Annotated in this window: 15 protein-coding genes; 5 read left to right on the top strand and 10 right to left on the bottom strand. The window is 66.1% G+C overall.

What is annotated here, in order from left to right:
- Positions 1-33 precede the first annotated feature (33 nt).
- A complete protein-coding gene (locus PDM28_RS00560) occupies positions 34-864 on the top strand; it encodes an ABC transporter ATP-binding protein (protein ID WP_102946958.1) in 831 nt (276 codons plus the stop codon).
- Positions 865-913: 49 nt separating this feature from the next.
- Here PDM28_RS00560 and PDM28_RS00555 read toward each other — a convergent pair whose 3' ends face one another.
- Both PDM28_RS00555 and PDM28_RS00550 read right to left on the bottom strand, forming a co-directional pair.
- Positions 914-2,122 (bottom strand): DUF4785 domain-containing protein, encoded by a 1,209-nt coding sequence (locus PDM28_RS00555; RefSeq protein ID WP_311183370.1) that lies wholly within the window; start codon positions 2,120-2,122, stop codon positions 914-916.
- 10 nt (positions 2,123-2,132) lie between these two features.
- On the bottom strand, positions 2,133-3,014 hold the full coding sequence (locus PDM28_RS00550; protein ID WP_311183368.1) for a lipase family protein: 882 nt from the start codon (positions 3,012-3,014) through the stop codon (positions 2,133-2,135).
- Between the two features lie 309 nt (positions 3,015-3,323).
- Between PDM28_RS00550 and PDM28_RS00545 the strand changes: the two genes are divergently transcribed.
- Positions 3,324-4,163: an acid phosphatase gene (locus PDM28_RS00545; protein WP_311183367.1), complete on the top strand. Its 840-nt coding sequence runs from the start codon at positions 3,324-3,326 to the stop codon at positions 4,161-4,163.
- Between the two features lie 61 nt (positions 4,164-4,224).
- Here the strand turns inward: PDM28_RS00545 and PDM28_RS00540 are convergent, their stop codons facing one another.
- A complete protein-coding gene (locus PDM28_RS00540; protein ID WP_311183366.1) occupies positions 4,225-6,492 on the bottom strand; it encodes a TonB-dependent receptor in 2,268 nt (755 codons plus the stop codon).
- 470 nt (positions 6,493-6,962) lie between these two features.
- Between PDM28_RS00540 and PDM28_RS19250 the strand changes: the two genes are divergently transcribed.
- Together PDM28_RS19250 and PDM28_RS00535 are read left to right on the top strand one after the other, a co-directional pair.
- A complete protein-coding gene (locus PDM28_RS19250; protein ID WP_102946953.1) occupies positions 6,963-7,541 on the top strand; it encodes a type II toxin-antitoxin system PemK/MazF family toxin in 579 nt (192 codons plus the stop codon).
- 336 nt (positions 7,542-7,877) lie between these two features.
- Complete coding sequence (locus PDM28_RS00535; RefSeq protein ID WP_311183365.1) at positions 7,878-8,876, top strand: patatin-like phospholipase family protein; 999 nt, start codon at positions 7,878-7,880, stop codon at positions 8,874-8,876.
- Positions 8,877-8,885: 9 nt separating this feature from the next.
- Here the strand turns inward: PDM28_RS00535 and PDM28_RS00530 are convergent, their stop codons facing one another.
- Positions 8,886-9,368: an Lrp/AsnC family transcriptional regulator gene (locus PDM28_RS00530; protein WP_311183364.1), complete on the bottom strand. Its 483-nt coding sequence runs from the start codon at positions 9,366-9,368 to the stop codon at positions 8,886-8,888.
- Positions 9,369-9,495: 127 nt separating this feature from the next.
- Between PDM28_RS00530 and phhA the strand changes: the two genes are divergently transcribed.
- Entirely contained in the window at positions 9,496-10,392 is an 897-nt protein-coding gene (gene phhA / locus PDM28_RS00525) for a phenylalanine 4-monooxygenase (RefSeq protein ID WP_102946986.1), read from the top strand.
- A 42-nt stretch (positions 10,393-10,434) separates the two neighbouring features.
- On the opposite strand, the gene PDM28_RS00520 is transcribed toward phhA, so the two are convergent.
- From PDM28_RS00520 to PDM28_RS00495, 6 genes are all read right to left on the bottom strand, one after another.
- Positions 10,435-11,502 carry a Fic family protein gene (locus PDM28_RS00520; protein WP_311183363.1) on the bottom strand — a complete coding sequence of 356 codons (1,068 nt, stop codon included), beginning with the start codon at positions 11,500-11,502 and terminating at the stop codon, positions 10,435-10,437.
- A gap of 262 nt (positions 11,503-11,764) precedes the next feature.
- Positions 11,765-12,871 carry a GDSL-type esterase/lipase family protein gene (locus PDM28_RS00515; RefSeq protein WP_311183362.1) on the bottom strand — a complete coding sequence of 369 codons (1,107 nt, stop codon included), beginning with the start codon at positions 12,869-12,871 and terminating at the stop codon, positions 11,765-11,767.
- 115 nt (positions 12,872-12,986) lie between these two features.
- Positions 12,987-13,742, bottom strand: coding sequence for a 2-dehydro-3-deoxy-D-gluconate 5-dehydrogenase KduD (gene kduD, locus PDM28_RS00510; RefSeq protein ID WP_102946950.1), 756 nt, complete (start codon positions 13,740-13,742; stop codon positions 12,987-12,989).
- Between the two features lie 66 nt (positions 13,743-13,808).
- A complete protein-coding gene (gene kduI / locus PDM28_RS00505) occupies positions 13,809-14,657 on the bottom strand; it encodes a 5-dehydro-4-deoxy-D-glucuronate isomerase (RefSeq protein ID WP_311183361.1) in 849 nt (282 codons plus the stop codon).
- Positions 14,658-14,853: 196 nt separating this feature from the next.
- Entirely contained in the window at positions 14,854-15,912 is a 1,059-nt protein-coding gene (locus PDM28_RS00500) for a LacI family DNA-binding transcriptional regulator (protein WP_102946948.1), read from the bottom strand.
- A gap of 41 nt (positions 15,913-15,953) precedes the next feature.
- The gene (locus PDM28_RS00495) at positions 15,954-17,537 is read right to left on the bottom strand and encodes a family 43 glycosylhydrolase (RefSeq protein WP_311183360.1); all 1,584 of its coding nucleotides are present in this window, start codon (positions 17,535-17,537) and stop codon (positions 15,954-15,956) included.
- Positions 17,538-17,558 lie beyond the last annotated feature (21 nt).

Genomic DNA, 17,558 nt, shown 5'->3' with positions numbered 1-17,558 from the left:
TTTTCCCCCTTCGTGAGCATTGCCCCCGCATTCATGACCGTTGCTACCCCTCCGTCGGCCGCGTTGGCCGCCGCGCCCCTGATCGAACTCGACCGGGCCTGCGTCATCCGCGGCCAGGTCCGGGTGCTGCACGACCTCAGCCTGCGCATCGCGCAGGGCCAGCACACCGCGCTGCTGGGGCCCAATGGCTGCGGCAAGTCCTCTTTCATCAAGCTCATCACCCGCGAGCTGTATCCGCTGGCGCATGCCGACGGCACCGTGGCGGTGCGGGTGCTGGGCCAGAACCGCTGGCAGGTGGACCGGCTGCGCTCGCAGCTGGGCATCGTCACCGGCGACCTGAGCAGCAACCTGTCGGACATGCCCGGGCTGACCGTGGAGGAAGCGGTGCTGTCGGGCTTCTTCGCCAGCTTCGTGGTGCCGGCGTTCCGCGAGGTCACCGACGACATGCGCGCCCGGGTGCGTGAAACCCTGGCCCTGACCGGCGCACTGCCGCTGCTGCAGCGGGGCTACGCCGAGCTTTCGGCCGGGGAGACCCGCCGCGTGCTGATCGCGCGGGCGCTGGTCAACCGCCCGCAGGCGCTGCTGCTGGACGAGCCCTCCACCGGGCTGGACCTGGTGGCCCGCCAGCACCTGATCGCCACCATGCGCACGCTGGCCGCGCAGGGCATCACCCTGGTGCTGGTGACCCATCACATCGAAGAAGTGATTCCGGAAATCGAACGCGTGGTGCTGCTGCGCGGTGGGCGGATTGCGGCCGATGGAACGCGCGGGGAGCTGCTGCGCGACGGTCCCTTGTCTGAAGTGTTTGGCGGGCCGATCCAGGTGGTGGAGCACGACGGGCGGTTGACCGCGTTCGCGGGGTAGAGCCCTTTTACCGGTAGAGCCACGCCCTGCGTGGCTCCCCGGAAATCCATCAGAACCTGACCGCCACCGCCCGGCTCTCGATCGGCGCCATCCGGCCCTGGTCCTGCAGCTGCAGGTCGCGCAGCTCGAACGGCGCGGCATAGCCGCTGGGCAAGGCCACGCTGTCGAAGGCCAGTACCAGCTCACCGCCTCCGACGCTCTCGAACCACGCCGCACTGTGCGCCTGCGCCACCGGCCGCAGCACGCCCCCCGGCCCGGTGGCGTACAGCGTGCCGCGCGCCTCGTACCGACCCGGCGCGCCGATCCGCAGCGGCAGCCGCACCTGACGCTGGGCCGCATCCACCTCGGCCTGGCCACTGAAGCGCGCGGTCGGCCGGGCCACCGCGAACGCCACCTTGGCGTCACGCTGCACGCCCTGCGCGGTCACGAAGGCCTGCAGTTCCCACAGGCCCTGCGCCTGCCCGATGTCCTCGGGAATCGTCACCTGCGCACGCAGCCCGTCCTTGCCGGCGACCAGCGGTACCGGCCAGCTGCGACCGTCCGGCGCCACCAGCAGGGCTTCGCCCGCCGCCGGCAGCACCCGCGCCACCGAGCGGCCTGCCGCCAACGCGGTGCTGCCGCCATCGTTCTGGAGGCGGGCGCTGAGCGCGATGCGCCCTCCGGCCAGCACCTGCTGACGGTCGGCCTGCAGCTGCAATGCGATCGGGCTGTTGGGTTCCAGCACCTGCACCACATAGCGACCCTGTGCCTGCGGCGCCTGCAGTCGGTAGCTGCCCACTGCGATGCTGGCGCCGGTGCGGGCCATTGCGCTGCCCTCGTTGACGCCCATGCCAGCGGCACGCAGCTGCTGGGTGTCGACCACCGTGTCCAGCGCCTGCGCACCGTTGGGGTCGCGCACCTGCAGCTGTTCCACTTCCAGCGGGCGCGCACCCTGCACCGGGCTGACCTGGATCACCGCATCCGGTGCGGTCAGCGGCAGCTCGAGGCCGCGCTGCAGGCTGGAGGCGTCCACGGTGTCCCAGTAGCTGCGGCTCAATGCGGTGAAGGGCGCGGGTGCGGTCAGCGCCTGGTCCGGGTCGAGCGCCCAGGCGAACTGCACCGGGGCGCGTTCGATGGTCGCATCGGGCATGGGCGCGCGTTCCACCCTCGGCGCCACCGCATCCGGCGCGCGTGCGGTCTGCAATGGTTGTGCTGCCTGCAAGGGCAGTGCAAACACTGCTGCGGCCACGGCGATGGCCAAGCTCAGTCGTGACGTCATGGCGTGCTCCTCAAAGGGTCAGGTCGTTGCGCAGGATCGCGCCCAGGCCGAAGCATTCGCGGCGGCTCTGGTTGTGGCTGAGCGGTTCGGCGCCGTTGGTGCGTGCCTTGTCGGTGAACAGCACGCTGCCCGCCGCCTTCTGGCTGCTGCACTCCAGGAAGCCGTCGGAACAGCTGTTGAGCCAGTTCTGGGTGAGTTCCAGCCCTACGTTCTGCGCATAGCCGCCGCAGTAGCTGTTGCTGTCCCACACCGCGGATTCGACGTCCGATCCGACTACTGCGCGGAACGGTCGGGGCAGTGCCGGGCGACCCGCGGTGCCGTACAGGTTCTGCGCGTTGTAGGTGGCCATCCAGCCCACTTGCTGCATGCGCACCGCATCGTTCTGGTAGCCCAGCAGCCAGCCTACGGAGGCCTCGAAAGCGTTGCCGTTGAGCACCGCGTCGGCCAGCGGCGTACCGGCCGACGACGGTGCCAGCGCGGTGACCTTGCTGATGGTCTGGATCAGCTTCGGGTAGCGGCTGTCGTAGGTGGGGTTGGAGAGGATCCAGCGCACCACGTTGCCACCGTTGGAGTGGGTGATCACCACCAGCTTGGTTATGCCGCGCGTATTGATGAACGTGGTGAGCTGCCCGGCCAGGCAACCGGCTGCCTCGGGCTTCCACATGTACTGCTCGAAATCGCAGTTGACCACGGTGTAATTGGCGCTGTTGGGCAACCCCTGGCGCACCGTGTCGATGATGCCCGGCTGCCAGTAGTCGGCGCGCGCATCGGTCTGCTTGCCGGTGCCGTGCACGAACGCCACGCCCAGCACATCGGCGGCGTGGGCGCTGGCGCTTGCCAGCATGAGTCCCAGGGCGAGGCCGATGCCCTTCCCCACTGCAGTGGTTTGCATTCTTTCGTCTCCGTTTGGGCAGCGGGGCAGAGCCCCGCTCTACCGTTGGTGGTTCCCCCTGACTGCTGACGCCCCGTGCATTGGTTCCATTGATCGGGAACCGGCATACAGGTGATGGCGCCAATGCAGAACCTATGCCGGCTGGCGATCCCAGTCCGTGACCCAGTACAGGGTTCGTCGCATTTGAAACCAATCCCACGGCGGCGATGCAGCGCGCCGTGCCGGGTCTGGCGGCATGACCTGCGGCGGCTGGCAGGCGGGCTGGAAGCTGCGATCATGCCGGCTTCACGCGCACGTCGAGACCCGCCCATGCCTTATGCCACCGCCCTGCTCCGTCCCCTGCTGACCACTGCCCTGCTGGGGGTTCTGGCGGGCTGCGCCTCGGTACAGGCCCCGGCCACGCCGGTGGAGGCCACGGTGGTGACCAAGGCAGTGGGCTACCTTGCCGCCGATGCCGTGCCGGCCAGCCTGGCGCTGGTGCCGGCGCCGCCGGTGGCGGGGTCGGCCGGATTTGCGTTGGATGAGCAGGTCAGCCGCGAGGCCCGCGCGCTGCGCGGCAGCCCGCGCTGGGAGCAGGCGCACCGCGACGCCGAACTGGGCTTCCCGGAAGGCGCCAACCAGTTCAGCTGCGCGATCGGGCTGGATGTGGATGCAGGGAAGACCCCGGCGCTGTACCGCCTGCTCGAGCGCAGCCGGATCGACGCCAGCGCTGCCACGCGCGCGGCCAAGCACCAGTACCAGCGCTCACGCCCGTTCATGGTCAATGGCGAACCGACCTGCACGCCGGACGATGAGGACGGCCTGCGCAAGAACGGCTCCTACCCCTCCGGCCATACCTCGATCGGCTGGGCCTGGGCGTTGATCCTCTCGGAAATCGTGCCCGAGCGTGCCGATGCGATCCAGGCACGCGGCCGCAATTACGGCGAAAGCCGGCTGGTGTGCAACGTGCACTGGCAGAGCGACATCCTGGAAGGCCGGTTCATGGGTGCCGCGGCGGTGGCGCGGCTGCATGACAACGCCGCGTTCCAGAGTGACCTGCTGGCCGCCCGCAAGGAAATCGCGGCGGCACGGAAAGCTGGCGTGGGTTCAAGCCGCGACTGCGCAGCCGAAGAGAGCGTGCTGAAGATCAGGCCCGCCAGCGCGCTGTGACGTAAACAAGAACGGCGCGGATCTCTCCGCGCCGTTCTCGTTTCATCCGATCACACCGCGATCAGAACTTCGCGGTGAACTCCACGCCAAACGTACGCGGCTCGTTGAGGAAGCCGGTCAGGTTGTTGAAGTCGATCGCGCCGACCACGCGGGTCTGGTTGGTCAGGTTGCGGCCGAACACCGCCACGTCGTACTGGCCGTATTCCCAGTTGTAGCCCAGGCGCAGGCCGCCTTCCAGCGACGAGCGGCTGCGGAATTCCGGCGACTCGTACAGGAAGAAGTTCACCGGGCTGCGGTAGGCCCAGTCGGTGTACACATACAGTTCGTTGGCGTCGCTGAGCGGGAAGCCGGCGCGCAGGGTCATGTTGTGGATCCACTTCGGCGCCTGCGGCAGCGGGTTGCCGTTGACCAGCGCGTAGGTGCCGCCGTTGATCACCGTGGTCGGGTCGGTGATGGTGCAGCCCCCACCGCAGATCGCCACCGCCAGGTCGCGGTCCTTGATCTCGGTGTCGTTGTAGCTGCTGCCCAGGGTCAACAGCACGTGGTCGGTCAGGTAGGCCTCGAAGTCCAGCTCCGCGCCCTGGCCGATGGTCTTGTCGGCGTTGAGCAGGGTGGCGGTGTTGTTGCTGCCGCCCACCGCGATCAACTGCTGGCCATCGACGTTGTAACGGAAGATGTTGAAGCCCAGGCGCGCGCGACGGTCGAACAGGTCGGCCTTGACGCCCACTTCGTACGAAATCACCTTCTCCGAGTCGGCCTGCGACACGCCACCGAAGGCCAGGCGGCCCTGGATGGACGGGGCGCGGAAGCCCTTCGCCACGCGTGCGTAGGTGTTGACGTTGTCGGTGATCTGGTAGACACCGCTCAGGTCCCAGCTCACGTCATCGACATCGGTGTTGGCGATGTACGGACCGCTTACCGGCGTGCCACCCGGCACGGCCTGCAGCACGCTGGCGGTGAAGTCCTTCTTGTCCTGCGTATAGCGCACGCCGCCACGCAGCTTGAACTTGTCGGTGACGTCGAAGTCGCCGGAGGCGAACGCCGCCCAGGCCTTGTTGCGCTGGCTCTGCACGGCGTGGCCGGTCTGCGGGTTGCCCGGGGTCAGCGAGTCGTAGTTGAAGCTGTCGATGGTGACGTCTTCATCGAAGTAGAACACGCCGGCCTGCCAGTCGAAGCGGCCCCACTCGTTGGATTCCACGCGGAATTCCTGGGTCCACTGGCGGTGGTGCGGCAGGCCGTCGGCCGACTCGGACGGGAACGGAATGAAGCCCGGGCCGTAGTTGCCGGCACCCAGGAAGCTGGCGCCGTAGCCGCCGTCGATATCGCCATGGTTGAGCGACTCGGCGGTTTCATAGCCGGTGATCGAGTGCAGGGTCACGCTGCCCAGGTTCCACTGCAGGCGTGCGCTGCCGCCCCAGGTTTCCAGTTCCGAGAAGTTCTGCCCGTCGTTGGACACCTTGTCGCGGTCGAAATCTTCCACCAGCGCATTGCTGCCCGGCTGGATGATGTTGGCGCGGAACAGGCGCGCGGTGCCGTTGAGCTTGCGCTTGTGCAGGTTGAACAGCGCTTCGAACTCGTCGCCTTCGTACAGGAACTGCACGCGGCCAGCGGCTTCGTCATAGCCTTCAAAGCCCTCGGCCGGGGCGTTCGGGCGGGTGTTGTCGACGTAGTTGTCGCGGCGCTGGTACAGCGCCGACACGCGTGCGGACCAGCGGTCGGTCAGCGGACCACCGTAGGCGGCCTGGGTGTTCCAGGTGTCGTAGGTGCCGTAGGAGACCTTCACGTACCCATCGGCATCCTGCGAGGGACGGGCCGAGTCGAACTTGACCACGCCGGCCGGGGTGTTGCGCCCGAACAGGGTGCCCTGCGGGCCGCGCAGCACTTCCACGCCGGCCAGGTCGAACAGCGGGAAGCCCTTGAGCAGCGGGCTTTCCTGCACCACGTCGTCATACACCAGCGACACCGGCTGCGAGGCATTCAGATCGAAATCGGTATTGCCCAGGCCGCGGATGTAGAAGCGCGGGAAGGCACGACCGTAGGACGATTCGATGTTCAGGCTCGGCACGCGCGCCGACAGGAAGCGGATGTCGTCACCGGCCGAACCGAGTACGTCGAGCTTCTCGCCCTGGATGGCGGAGATCGACACCGGCACGTCCTTGGCGTTTTCCACACGGCGCTGCGCCGTGACCTGCAGGGTATCGAGCGCGACCGGATCCTTGGTGGCGGGGGCATCCTGGGCTGCGGCCGTCAGTGGCAGCAGGGCGGCAAGAGCGAGTACGAGGGGGTGCACGGACGGAGTACGGCCGTGGGCAGTGCGGTTCGAGAACATGGCGATTAGGCTGTGTTGGGAGGGGTGGTGGACCGGCGCTACCAGACAATTGTTGCAGTACAACAACAGCGTCGCAAATGCGGGTCATTGATTACCAAGATCCGGGGCCGGAAATGTAAAACCGGATACGGACCAAACTGAATGTCTTCAGGTAGTGACCAGCACTTATCTCCCTCGTGCGGCATCTGCCACCAGGGTTACTGGCACTGCTGCTGAGCTGCCATCATTCGCGGGATACGGACAGGGTACGCGCAGTGTTGTTGCCGAGGTAGCCAACGACGACATCGCGCTTCCCCGGGGAACAACTCCAGCAGTCTGACTCCGCAGCCTCGCAAACGACCGTTTTCAGCGGTGCTTCCCCCCCTTGGACCCGTCAGGTGCAACGTGGATCATGATCGAACGGTGCGGCAGTACCTGCTCCCGGAGTCAACCGGTGCTACAACCCGGCGGAAAATATCAAGGGCGTAGCGATGAACTCCCGAATAAAGCGGGGCGAGATCCATGAATGTCTTTTTGGAAGGTACAGGCCGCTGCTTGATGCAGAAGGCGCTCCCGTCCTGAGAGATGACAGTGGCAGAACCGAGTTCACGAGGACTGAGTTCCAAGGTCCGATTCCCTATGAGATCCAGAAGCCGCGGCCCGTGGTGATCCTTGGCGACCACAAAGGCCAGTATCTGGTTGTTCCCATCAGCACCACGCAGGACTGTCACAGCAACCCGCGAAAAGCGGGCGAAGCAAGAGGGCTGCACGTCCGCTTGGCGCGGTCGGATCTACCTGGTCTCGCCCGGTACGGAGACGCCGCGACCTGCTGGGCCAAATCCAACATGATCCAGACGGTAGACCGCAATCGCCTCAGACCGCTGAATCGACGCGGTTCGCCGCCGCCCAGGGTTTCGGAGGACTGCTTGGCTTCCATCCAGCGGGCAGTGATCAGGGCAATTGGCTGCCAAGGTCTTCTGGACTCTTTGAACGTAGTGTCGCAAACAGGCCGTAAAGATAGGCCTGCTCCTCGACCGTTGGAACCCGATGAAGCGTCTTCAACATATTGATATTAAATAGTTTTTTAGAATGTTGGCCGACGCATCCGTCCTTGCACAGCATGATCGAAGGATCTAGACTTCAGTCGTTGGCCGAAAGGCACACGCAGTACATTTGGCCGAAAGGCACCGAGAGGCCCGCGAAAGCGGGCCTCTTTTTTACCCAGGCCCCAGGACGGGCGAAGGCTCAATTCGTAGTGACACGCCACGCGTGTCCCCGTCTGACCCTGCCAACGCCGCAATCCACCCCGCGCCCGGCTAAACGACATTGCCCGGTTGCCGGCCGACGGCCGGCACTACCCGGTATGCTGGCGACCTTCAAGGTCCCCATTCACTTATCTGCCGCCCATGATTGCCTTCCGCCGCACCCGTCTGACGTTGTCCGTTGCCCTGCTCGGCCTGCTGGCCGGCTGCGGTGGTGAGAACACCCGCCCTGCCCCGGTCACCCCGGTGGTGGTGCCGGCCGCGCAGGCCAAGCCGGTGAAGATCGGCATTGCGCTCGGCGGCGGCGCGGCCAAGGGCTTCGCGCATATCGGCGTGATCAAGATGCTGGAAGCCAACGGCTTCGAACCGATGGTCGTTTCCGGCACCAGCGCCGGCAGCGTGGTCGGTGCGCTGTACGCCAGCGGCATGGATGCGTTCCAGATGCAGTCCAAGGCCGTGGCCCTGGACGAAGCCAGCATCCGCGACGTGCGCCTGTTCTCCGGTGGGCTGGTGCAGGGCCAGAAGCTGCAGGACTACGTCAACGCGCAGGTCGACAACCGCCCAGCGGAGAAACTGAAGAAGCCGTTCGCCGCCGTGGCCACCAACCTGGACACCGGCGACCGCGCGGTGTTCGTGCGCGGCAACGTCGGCCAGGCCGTACGCGCCTCCAGCAGCATTCCCGGCGTGTTCGAGCCGGTAAAGATCGGCAGCAACATGTTCGTGGATGGTGGCGTGGTCAGCCCGGTGCCGGTGGACGCCGCGCGCCAGCTGGGCGCCGACTTCGTGATTGCCGTGGACATCTCCAGCAAGGCCAGCGGCAAGGCGCCGACCGGCATGCTGGGCATCGTCAACCAGTCCATCTCGATCATGGGCCAGCGCCTGGGCGAACAGGAACTGGCACGTGCGGACATCATCATCCGGCCCAAGGTGCTGGACATCGGCGCGGCCGATTTCAGCCAGCGCAACAACGCGATCCTGGAAGGCGAGAAGGCCGCGATGGCCGCGATGCCGCAGATCCGCACCAAGATCCAGCAGCTGCAGCGCGCGCGCGCCGCGGCGATTGCACCGCCGCCGCCCGCACCGAAGTGCGAGGAACCCTCGCGCGTTGGCAAGCTGATGGGGCGCAAGGAGAAGTGCGCGTAACGCGCCGCATCACTCCAGCTGCGACAACGGCAGCGCCCGGAAATCCTTCACCGTGCGCAGCACGAAACTGGAGTTCACGTCGGCCACCCCGGCCGCGTTCAGCAGCTTGTCCAGCAGGAAGCTGGAGAAGTGCTCCAGGTCGCGCACGTAGATGTGCAGCAGGTAGTCCATGTCGCCGGTGAGCGCATGGCAGGCCACCACCTCATCCCACTCCACCACGCTCTCGGCGAACACCCCGATGGCGTGCTGGTCGTGCTTCTCCAGCTGCACGCGCACGAATGCCTGCAGGCCCAGGCCGATCCGCCGGGGCTCCAGGCGCGCGCCGTAACCTTCGATCACCCCTTCGGTTTCCAGCCGCTGGACCCGCCGCAGGCAGGCCGACGGGGACAGGTTCACCCGCGCCGCCAGTTCGGCGTTGGTGGCGCGGCCGTGTTGCTGGATCTCCGCCAGGAGACGCAGATCCGTGCGGTCGAACTGGTTATCCCCGGACATTGCTGCTCCGCAACATTGAATGGACGCAACGATATTGCGCCACGTCGGCATATCCGTGCAACTTTGCAAGCCTCTTGCGCGTCCCCTGCCCTAGCATCAACGGATGACCTTCCAGGAGTCCTCCGTGATGGAAACCGCCACCGCCCCGCGCCGCGTCGAACACCAGCAGACCGACAAGGGCTACGTGCCGGTGTACACCACCGCCGTGGTGGAACAACCGTGGGAGAGCTACAGCGCCGACGACCACGCCACCTGGAGCACCCTGTACCAGCGCCAGCGTGAGCTGCTCGAGGGCCGTGCCAGCCGGGAGTTCCTGCAGGCGCAGGACGAGATGGGCATGAACGCGCACATGATTCCGCGCTTCGACCAGCTCAACGAAGTGCTGGGCGCCGCCACCGGCTGGACCCTGGTAGGCGTTGAAGGCCTGCTGCCGGAACTGGATTTCTTCGACCACCTGGCCAACCGCCGCTTCCCGGTGACCTGGTGGATCCGCCGTCCCGACCAGATCGACTACATCGCCGAACCGGACATGTTCCACGACCTGTTCGGCCACGTACCGCTGCTGATGAACCCGGTGTTCGCCGACTACATGGCCGCCTACGGCCGTGGCGGCGTCAAAGCCCACGCCATCGGCCCCGAAGCGCTGCAGCACCTCACCCGCCTGTACTGGTACACGGTGGAGTTCGGCCTGATCAACACGCCGGAAGGCCTGCGCATCTACGGGGCCGGCATCGTCTCGTCCAAGGGCGAGTCGCTGTACTCGCTGGAATCGGCCGCGCCGAACCGGATCGGGTTCGACCTGGAGCGGATCATGCGCACCAAGTACCGCATCGATACGTTCCAGAAGACCTACTTCGTCATCGACAGCTACGAGCAGTTGATGGAGGCCACCTCGCCGGACTTCACGCCGATCTATGCGGCACTGGAAGCCCAGGAACACCTGCCGGCCGGTGACGTGCAGGACGGCGACCGCGTGTTCCAGAAGGGCACCGGTGAGGGCTGGGCGGACGGCGGCGACGTCTGATTCGCGCGTATCGGGGTAGAGCCGGGCTCTGCCCGGCTTGCCTCACCAAGCGCGTATTTTCGGCGGCGCAGGCAACTGGTTGAGCCGATCAAGTACGGCCTTCGCATGGTAGGTTCGCCCCCACTTGCGCTCGTCCCCCTGTACCAGCACGCCTTCCTTCTCCAGCGCATAGATGCCGGTCAGTGCAGAACGTTCTGAAACACCCAGCAGGACAGCAACCTGCGACGCGGTCACCACGGGATGCCCGATGAGCAGGCTGGGAAGGCGATGGGCGACCGAGTCACGGCGGTAGCCCTGCATCTGTTCGGCCCACTTTTTCGCCAACGTGGTCATATCGTCGGCAATCGATATCGCGTCGTTTGCCGATTCCACGATCGCCTTGCACACCATGTCCATCCAAGGTGCCCAGTTGCCCTTGATCTGCACCTGGTTGAGCGCGTCGTAGTACGCATCCTTGCTGCGCAGCAGTGCACCGGACAGGTACAGCGGCGGATGGCCCTCGGCGGCGAGGATCAGCGGCATCAACAATCTGCCGGTTCGACCATTGCCATCCTTGTAGGGATGGATGGTTTCGAACTGCGCATGCGCGATGGCCAGCTGCGCTATGACGATCAGCTCGCCCTGCTCGTCTTCGTGCCGTTCGTACTGAAGCATGGAGCGCTCCAGTTCCTGCATGGCCGGTTCGATCCTGTCCGGCGGCGACGGAATGAAACGGGCGTCTGCCGGCCGGCTGCCCAAGGCGCCGATGATGGCCTGCTCCGTTCGATAAACCCCTTTTGGAAAGTCGTCGGGAGCATCCTGCATCAGCATGGCATGCAGTTGATTGACCAGCTGCAGGGTGAGCGCCGCCCTGCCACCTTCCCTGACCGCGTCCAGGCCGTGCTGAAGCGCCTGCACGTAACGCTCGGTTACCAGTACGTCCACTGGCAGACCGTCCATGCCCAATGTGGCCTCATAGACGAGCAGCTGATCCAGGTCGGTCTGGGTGCCTTCAATCTGGGAGCTCTGTACCGCCTCCCGACGCGCCAGCGTCCGTGTCACCAGCTCAGGCGCGCGCCAATGCCGCATGGCATCGCCTAGCCGGTCAAGGGCAGAGTTTGCGTTTGCCATCAGGCTGAATGATCCTGAGTGTCCCACTGGCAGCCGCCGTGGCGTCGGCGGGGGGCTCATTGCCAGCAGATTGGGGCGCCCCTCTACCGGGGTGAGGTAGGCCCGAAGGGGCCCGGCAATGTCTTCTCTGCGCATTTTGGACCCCGGGAGCAGGAAGGTGGGTGACTGCTAACCTTCAAAAGCCTCTCACGCTTTTGAAGGTTGGGCAAATAAACTTCAAAAGTCTCCGGAGCTTTTGAAGGTTAGCGGCACGCCTGCGGCATTACCGCGGGTACGCCAGCAGCACCACCAGATCCTGCTCCCCGCGCTGCTGCAGCGCATGCAGACTGCCCACCCGGGTCAGCAGCGCATCGCCGGCGGCGACGTCGTACTGCTTGCCATCCAGCACGTAGCTGCCCTGCCCGCTTACGATGTAATAGATCTCATCCTTGTGCTGCGGGTGCAGGCCGATGCCCGCGCCCTTGTGCAGCACGCGCTTGCGCAGCACGAACGGCAGGTCTTTGTCCTCGGCGAAGAACGGATACGCCGTGGTCGGGCCGGCCCCGCCATGCGGGCCAGGCTGGCTGATCGCGATGTCACGCTCATGCACCACGCGCGACGGCTTGGCCGGGTCGCTTCCCTGCCCTGCGGGCTGGCTCACGTCGCAGTCGATGTCGCGCTTCAGGGCCGGTTTCAGTTCGGGCTTCAGGACCAGCCAGTCACGCACCACCAGGCACGCCACCGCATTCGCGCCGGCCGCACTGAAATGGGTGCCGTCGGCCCTGTTCTGCTCGGGTACGAACATGAAGTACGGCTTGGCGCCCTGCTCGCCCAGTTCGCGGATCCAGCGCGTGGAACTGGCATTGAGGTCGATCAACGGCACCTGCTCCCGCGCGGCCAGCTGTTTCACCGCCTGGGTGTACAGCCCGTGCGTGTCCAGCAGCGAACCGAAGTCATACAGCAGCCGCGCCACCGGCGTGATAAGCACCGGCGTAGCGCGCTTGTCGCGAGCCAGCTGCACGTACCGCATCAGGTACTGCGGGTAGGCGGTGTCCGGGTCGTCGTAACGCGTGGGATCTTCGAATTTGGCGTCGTTGTGGCCGAACTGGATCAGCAGTACGTCGCCGGGCTGGATGTCGGCGGCAATGGCGTCGAGCCGCTTTTCCTCGATGAAGCTGCGCGCACTGCGCCCGGCCTTGGCGTGGTTGCGTACTTCCCACTGCGCGGGATCCAGATAGCTTGGAAGTGCCTGGCCCCAGCCGGTCAGCGGTGCACGTTCCGGCCCGTATTCGGCGGCAGTGGAATCACCGGCAATGAAAATGCGGTGCGGCGCGGCGTGTGCGCTGGTGGCCAGCAGGAACAGACACAGCAACAACGAAGAACGCAGCATGGTCGTGCCCCGTAGCGCCGGGCTCTGCCCGGCGATCGCATGATGTCAGGGTGCGTGGGCCGGGCAGAGCCCGGCGCTACGCGGTTGGTACCGACCGTTGGTCGGTACCGAAGCATTATCTCGCCAACCAGCCACCGTCTACCGGAATGACCGACCCGTTGACGTAATCCGACGCACTCGACGCCAGGAACACCGCCGTACCGGCCAGATCTTCCGGCGTACCCCAACGCCCGGCCGGAATGCGGTCGAGGATGGACTTGTTGCGGTCCTCATCGGCGCGCAGCGCGGCGGTGTTGTCGGTGGCCATGTAACCCGGGGCGATCGCGTTGACGTTGATGCCCTTGCTGGCCCACTCATTGGCCAGCAGGCGGGTGATGCCGGCGATACCGCTCTTGCTCGCGGTGTACGACGGCACGCGGATGCCGCCCTGGAACGACAGCATCGAGGCGATGTTGATGATCTTGCCGCGGCCCTGCGCGATGAAATGACGACCGGCCGCCTGCGAGATGAAGAACGCAGACTTGATGTTGACGTTCATTACGTCGTCCCAGTCCTGCTCGCTGAAGTCCACCGCATCGGCGCGACGGATCAGGCCAGCGTTGTTCACCAGGATGTCCAAGCCGCCCAGCCCTTCCACGGTTTCGCGGATCACCCGCTCCACCGGCTCGATGCTGATCAGGTTCGCTTCCACCGCCAGGCAGCGGCGGCCCAGCGAGGTGATCTTTGCGATGGTCTCGGTGGGCGGCGCGATGCCGGCCACTGCGACGTCGGCGCCGGCCTGCGCAAGCGCGACGGCGATGCCCTGCCCCAGGCCGGTGTTGCCACCGGTGACCAGGGCGATCTTGCCTTCCAGACTGAACGGATTAGCCATTACGGGTAGTTCCTTATCCAATGCGGGACGCGCGCCGCCCGCGTGCTGCAGACGGCGCGGTGTGGGTCACTTGAGCTGGCAGATGTCCAGCACGTGCATGTCGGTGTAGTCCAGGTTTTCGCCGCCCATCGCCCAGATGAAGGCGTAGTTGCTGGTACCGGCGCCCATGTGGATCGACCACGGCGGCGACACCACCGCTTCGTTGTTCTGGATGACGATGTGGCGCTGCGCGTCCGGCTCGCCCATGAAGTGGTACACGCGGTCGTTCTGGCCCAGGTCGAAGTAGAAATACACTTCGCTGCGACGGTCGTGCAGGTGCGGCGGCATGGTGTTCCACACGCTGCCCGGCTTCAGCACGGTCAGGCCCAGCAGCAGCTGCGAGCTCTGGCAGGTCGCCGGTACGATGTACTGGTAGATGGTGCGCTCGTTGCTGGTTTCCAGCGCGCCGCGCTCCAGTGCAACCGCGTCCTTGATCGACAGCTGCTTGGTCTCGAAGCGCGCATGCGCCGGGGTCGAGGCCAGGTAGAACTGCGCCGGAGCGGCGGCGTCATCCGAGGCGAACACCACGTCTTCGCTGCCCATCGCCACGTACAGGCCGTCCTTCGGACCCAACTTGTACACGGTGCCATCCACGGTCACCGTGCCGCTGCCGGCGCCCACGTTGATCACGCCCAGCTCGCGGCGTTCCAGGAAGGCATGGCCGGCGGCCGAGGCCGGTTCGGTCTGCTTCGGCAGGGACACCGGGCCCTTCACCGGGGCGGCGCCGCCCAGCACGAAACGCTCGTAGTGGGTGTACTTCAGGGTCACCGCGTCGGCATTGAACAGGCCGTCGAGCAGGTACAGCTCGCGCAGGTCGTCGTTGCTGGCGCCCTTGATGGCGTCGGGATGGGTGGCGTAGTGGGTCTTGCAGTACATGGCGTCTCCAGAGCAGGGGTGGGCCGACGGGTCGGCCCCGGCGCGATTTCCTGCATTGTAGCGAGACAGGAAACCGGTGTCATTTTGCGGTGCGGTAGGGGTGGGCCCGGCGGAAAGGAGGGTCAGGGTTACAGGGCTGAGGAATCATGGCCAGCGGCCATGATCTACAGCCGCCCGGGGACTGACCGCTATGCGGTCAATCCTCGGGCGGCTGGCAGGAATCCCGAACGATCAGGTGCGGGCGCACGCTGGCGATCTGCAGCGCGGCCTGGCCCTCGGGCTGGATCAGCATGGCAGCCGCGGTGCGCCCGGTGTCGCGCGTGTGGCGGCGCACCGAAGTCAGCGACGGCCACAGGCGCGAGGCCAGCGGGCTGTCGTCGTAGCCGATGATGGACAGCTGCCTTGGGATGCTGATCCCGGTGCGCAGCGCCACCTTGTAGATACCGGCGGCCATCTCATCGTTTCCGGTGAAGATCGCGGTCGGGCGGGTCTTGCCCAGCAGCAGCTTCTCGGCGGCAGCCACGCCGGACTCAAAGGTGTAGCCGGCCTCGATGATGCGCCCCGGCGGCAGCTCGATGCCACGCTGCGCCAACGCCTCCACGAAGCCGGCGGTGCGGTCGTGGGCCGAGCGGTAGGCACTGGGACCGGTGACCAAGGCGATGTCGCGGTGACCCAGCGAGAGCAGGTAGTCGGCCGCTTCGGCGGCGCCGTCGCGGTCGTGGGTGACCACCATCTGCGAGGTTTCATCCAGCGCCGCCGAGGCGATGCGGGTGAAGCGGCAGCCGATCTCGTCCAGCATGTCCACGAGTGCCTGGTCTTCCGAAGCACGGGGGACCAGGATCACCGCATGCAGCTTCTGCTGCTGCACGAAGCGGCGCACGCCTTCGATGTAGCCGGGGCTGCGCGAGTCGCAGGGGTGCACCACCAGCTCGAAGCTGGAGCCGCGCAGCGCGTCCAGCGCGCCGTACTGCATGTCCACGATGTACTGCGCGGTGGGGTTGTCGTAGACCATGCCGATCAGGAAGGAGCGGCGGAAGGCCAGGCCACGGGCCAGCGGGTCGGGCGTGTAGCCGACCTCGCGCATCAGCGTTTCGACCTTCTCGCGGGTGTCTTTGCGCACCAGCGGCGAGTTGTTGATGATCCGAGAAACCGTTTTCTTGGAAACACCCGACAGCCGCGCGATGTCGTTGATCGTGGCGGCCTTGCCCTTGGTCAACCCGTTCGTTGCCGGGTCGCTCTTGCTGCGCAGTGACATGTGTTCAAACCGAGAGAGGTCGAAAGAGTCTACCGGCCCACTCAATCGAGGGCGCGGTAGCGGAACTGGCGGAAGTGGACCTTGCCGTCGCCGGCAGCGTACAGGGCCGGCTTCAGGGCGAGGAACTTCCCGGCCACATTGTGATGGTAGCCGGAGACTTCCATCTGAACCGGGTACTTCTTCCAGGTTTTGCCATCGGTGCTGGAATGGATCGTGACGATGTGCCGGTTGTTGGTCACCCGCAGCCACAGCTTGCCGCCTTTGGCACTGCGCTCCAGCCGGGTGGGGCGCTCCTCGCCGTAGCGATGCATGATGAACTTCTCGCCGTTGCTGCCCACGCCCACGTACAGGCGGTCGCTGTAGAAGAGCAGGGCACCGCCCACCGCGCCGGGTTCGATGTCCATTTCGACCTCGAACTGGTAGGCCTGGTCGCCGGCAATGGCGGTCAGCGGCGAACTGTCGCGCGGGGTGTCGCCCTTGCCCTGCAGGGTCATGCCGTCGGCGCTGAAGCCCAACCGCTTGTACTCGTCCTGGGCGGGGTTGAAGAAGCTCCACTGTGCGCCCAGCGTGCTGCCGCCGAAGTCGTCCGAGAGCGCCATGCCGTGCTGGCCCACCGATTCGCCCGAGGGCTTGGCCAGCGGCTGGCCGAGGTCGCCGCCCTTGGCCACGAACCAGCCGTCGTCGGTCCACTCGATCGGTTCCAGCAGGGCCTGCCGACCCAACGTCCAGTAACCGTTCTCATAGCCGTGGTAGATCATCCACCAGCGCCCGTCGGTGCCTTCCACCACCGTGGCGTGGCCGCGCGACCACCACGGCTCGGCCGCCGACTTCGTACGCGTGATCGGGTTGTTCGGCGCGTTCACCCATGGCCCATGGATCGAGCGCGAGCGCGCGGTGATCACCATGTGTCCGGTCGGCGGGCCGGCGGTGCCGCCCACGGCGGTGGTCATGTAGTACCAGCCGTTGTGGAAATTGATCTTCGGGCCTTCCTGCGCGTACGCCTCCACGTCCCAGCTTTCCGGGTACTTCCAGCCGTCGTAGACGTGTTTGGGCGTGCCGACCACGCTCAGCCCGTCATCCGCCAGCTGCACATAAGCGCCGCCGCTCAGGAACAGGTAGCGCTTGCCGTCTTCCCCCACTGCATGCCCGGGGTCGATGTAGCCGCCCAGACCGATGTCGATCGGCTCGCTCCACGGCCCGCGGATGCTGTCGGACCAGACCACGAAATTGCTGCGGGTTTCGCCGGTGCGCGCCGGGAAGTAAATGTAGTAGCGGCCTTCATGCTTGACGATGTCCGGCGCCCAGATCGCGCCCACGTTCTTCGTGATCGCGTGGCCCAGCGGCTGCCAGTTCACCAGGTCGCGCGAGTGCCAGATCGGCAGGCCGGGGTAGGCGTCGAACGAGGACAGGGTAAGGTAGTAGTCGTCGCCGTCCTTCAGCACCGATGGGTCCGGGCGGTCGCCGGCGAACACGGGGTTGAGGAAGGTGCCGTTGCCGAGGTCGGCCTGGCGCTGGTTTTCGATGCCGCGCTTCCAGGTGGGTGCGGCAGCGTCGGCCGCGTGTGCGGCGCCGGTGAGCAACAGGCCAGCGGTCACCAGCCCGGCCAGCAGGGTCTTCAGATGCATGGGTGTTTCTCCATCAACAGC

Source organism: Stenotrophomonas aracearum (assembly GCF_031834615.1).
Classification (GTDB): Bacteria; Pseudomonadota; Gammaproteobacteria; order Xanthomonadales; family Xanthomonadaceae; genus Stenotrophomonas; species Stenotrophomonas aracearum.
Note: the sequence above shows the minus strand (reverse complement) of the source record. Positions and strands in the feature narration are given on the sequence as shown.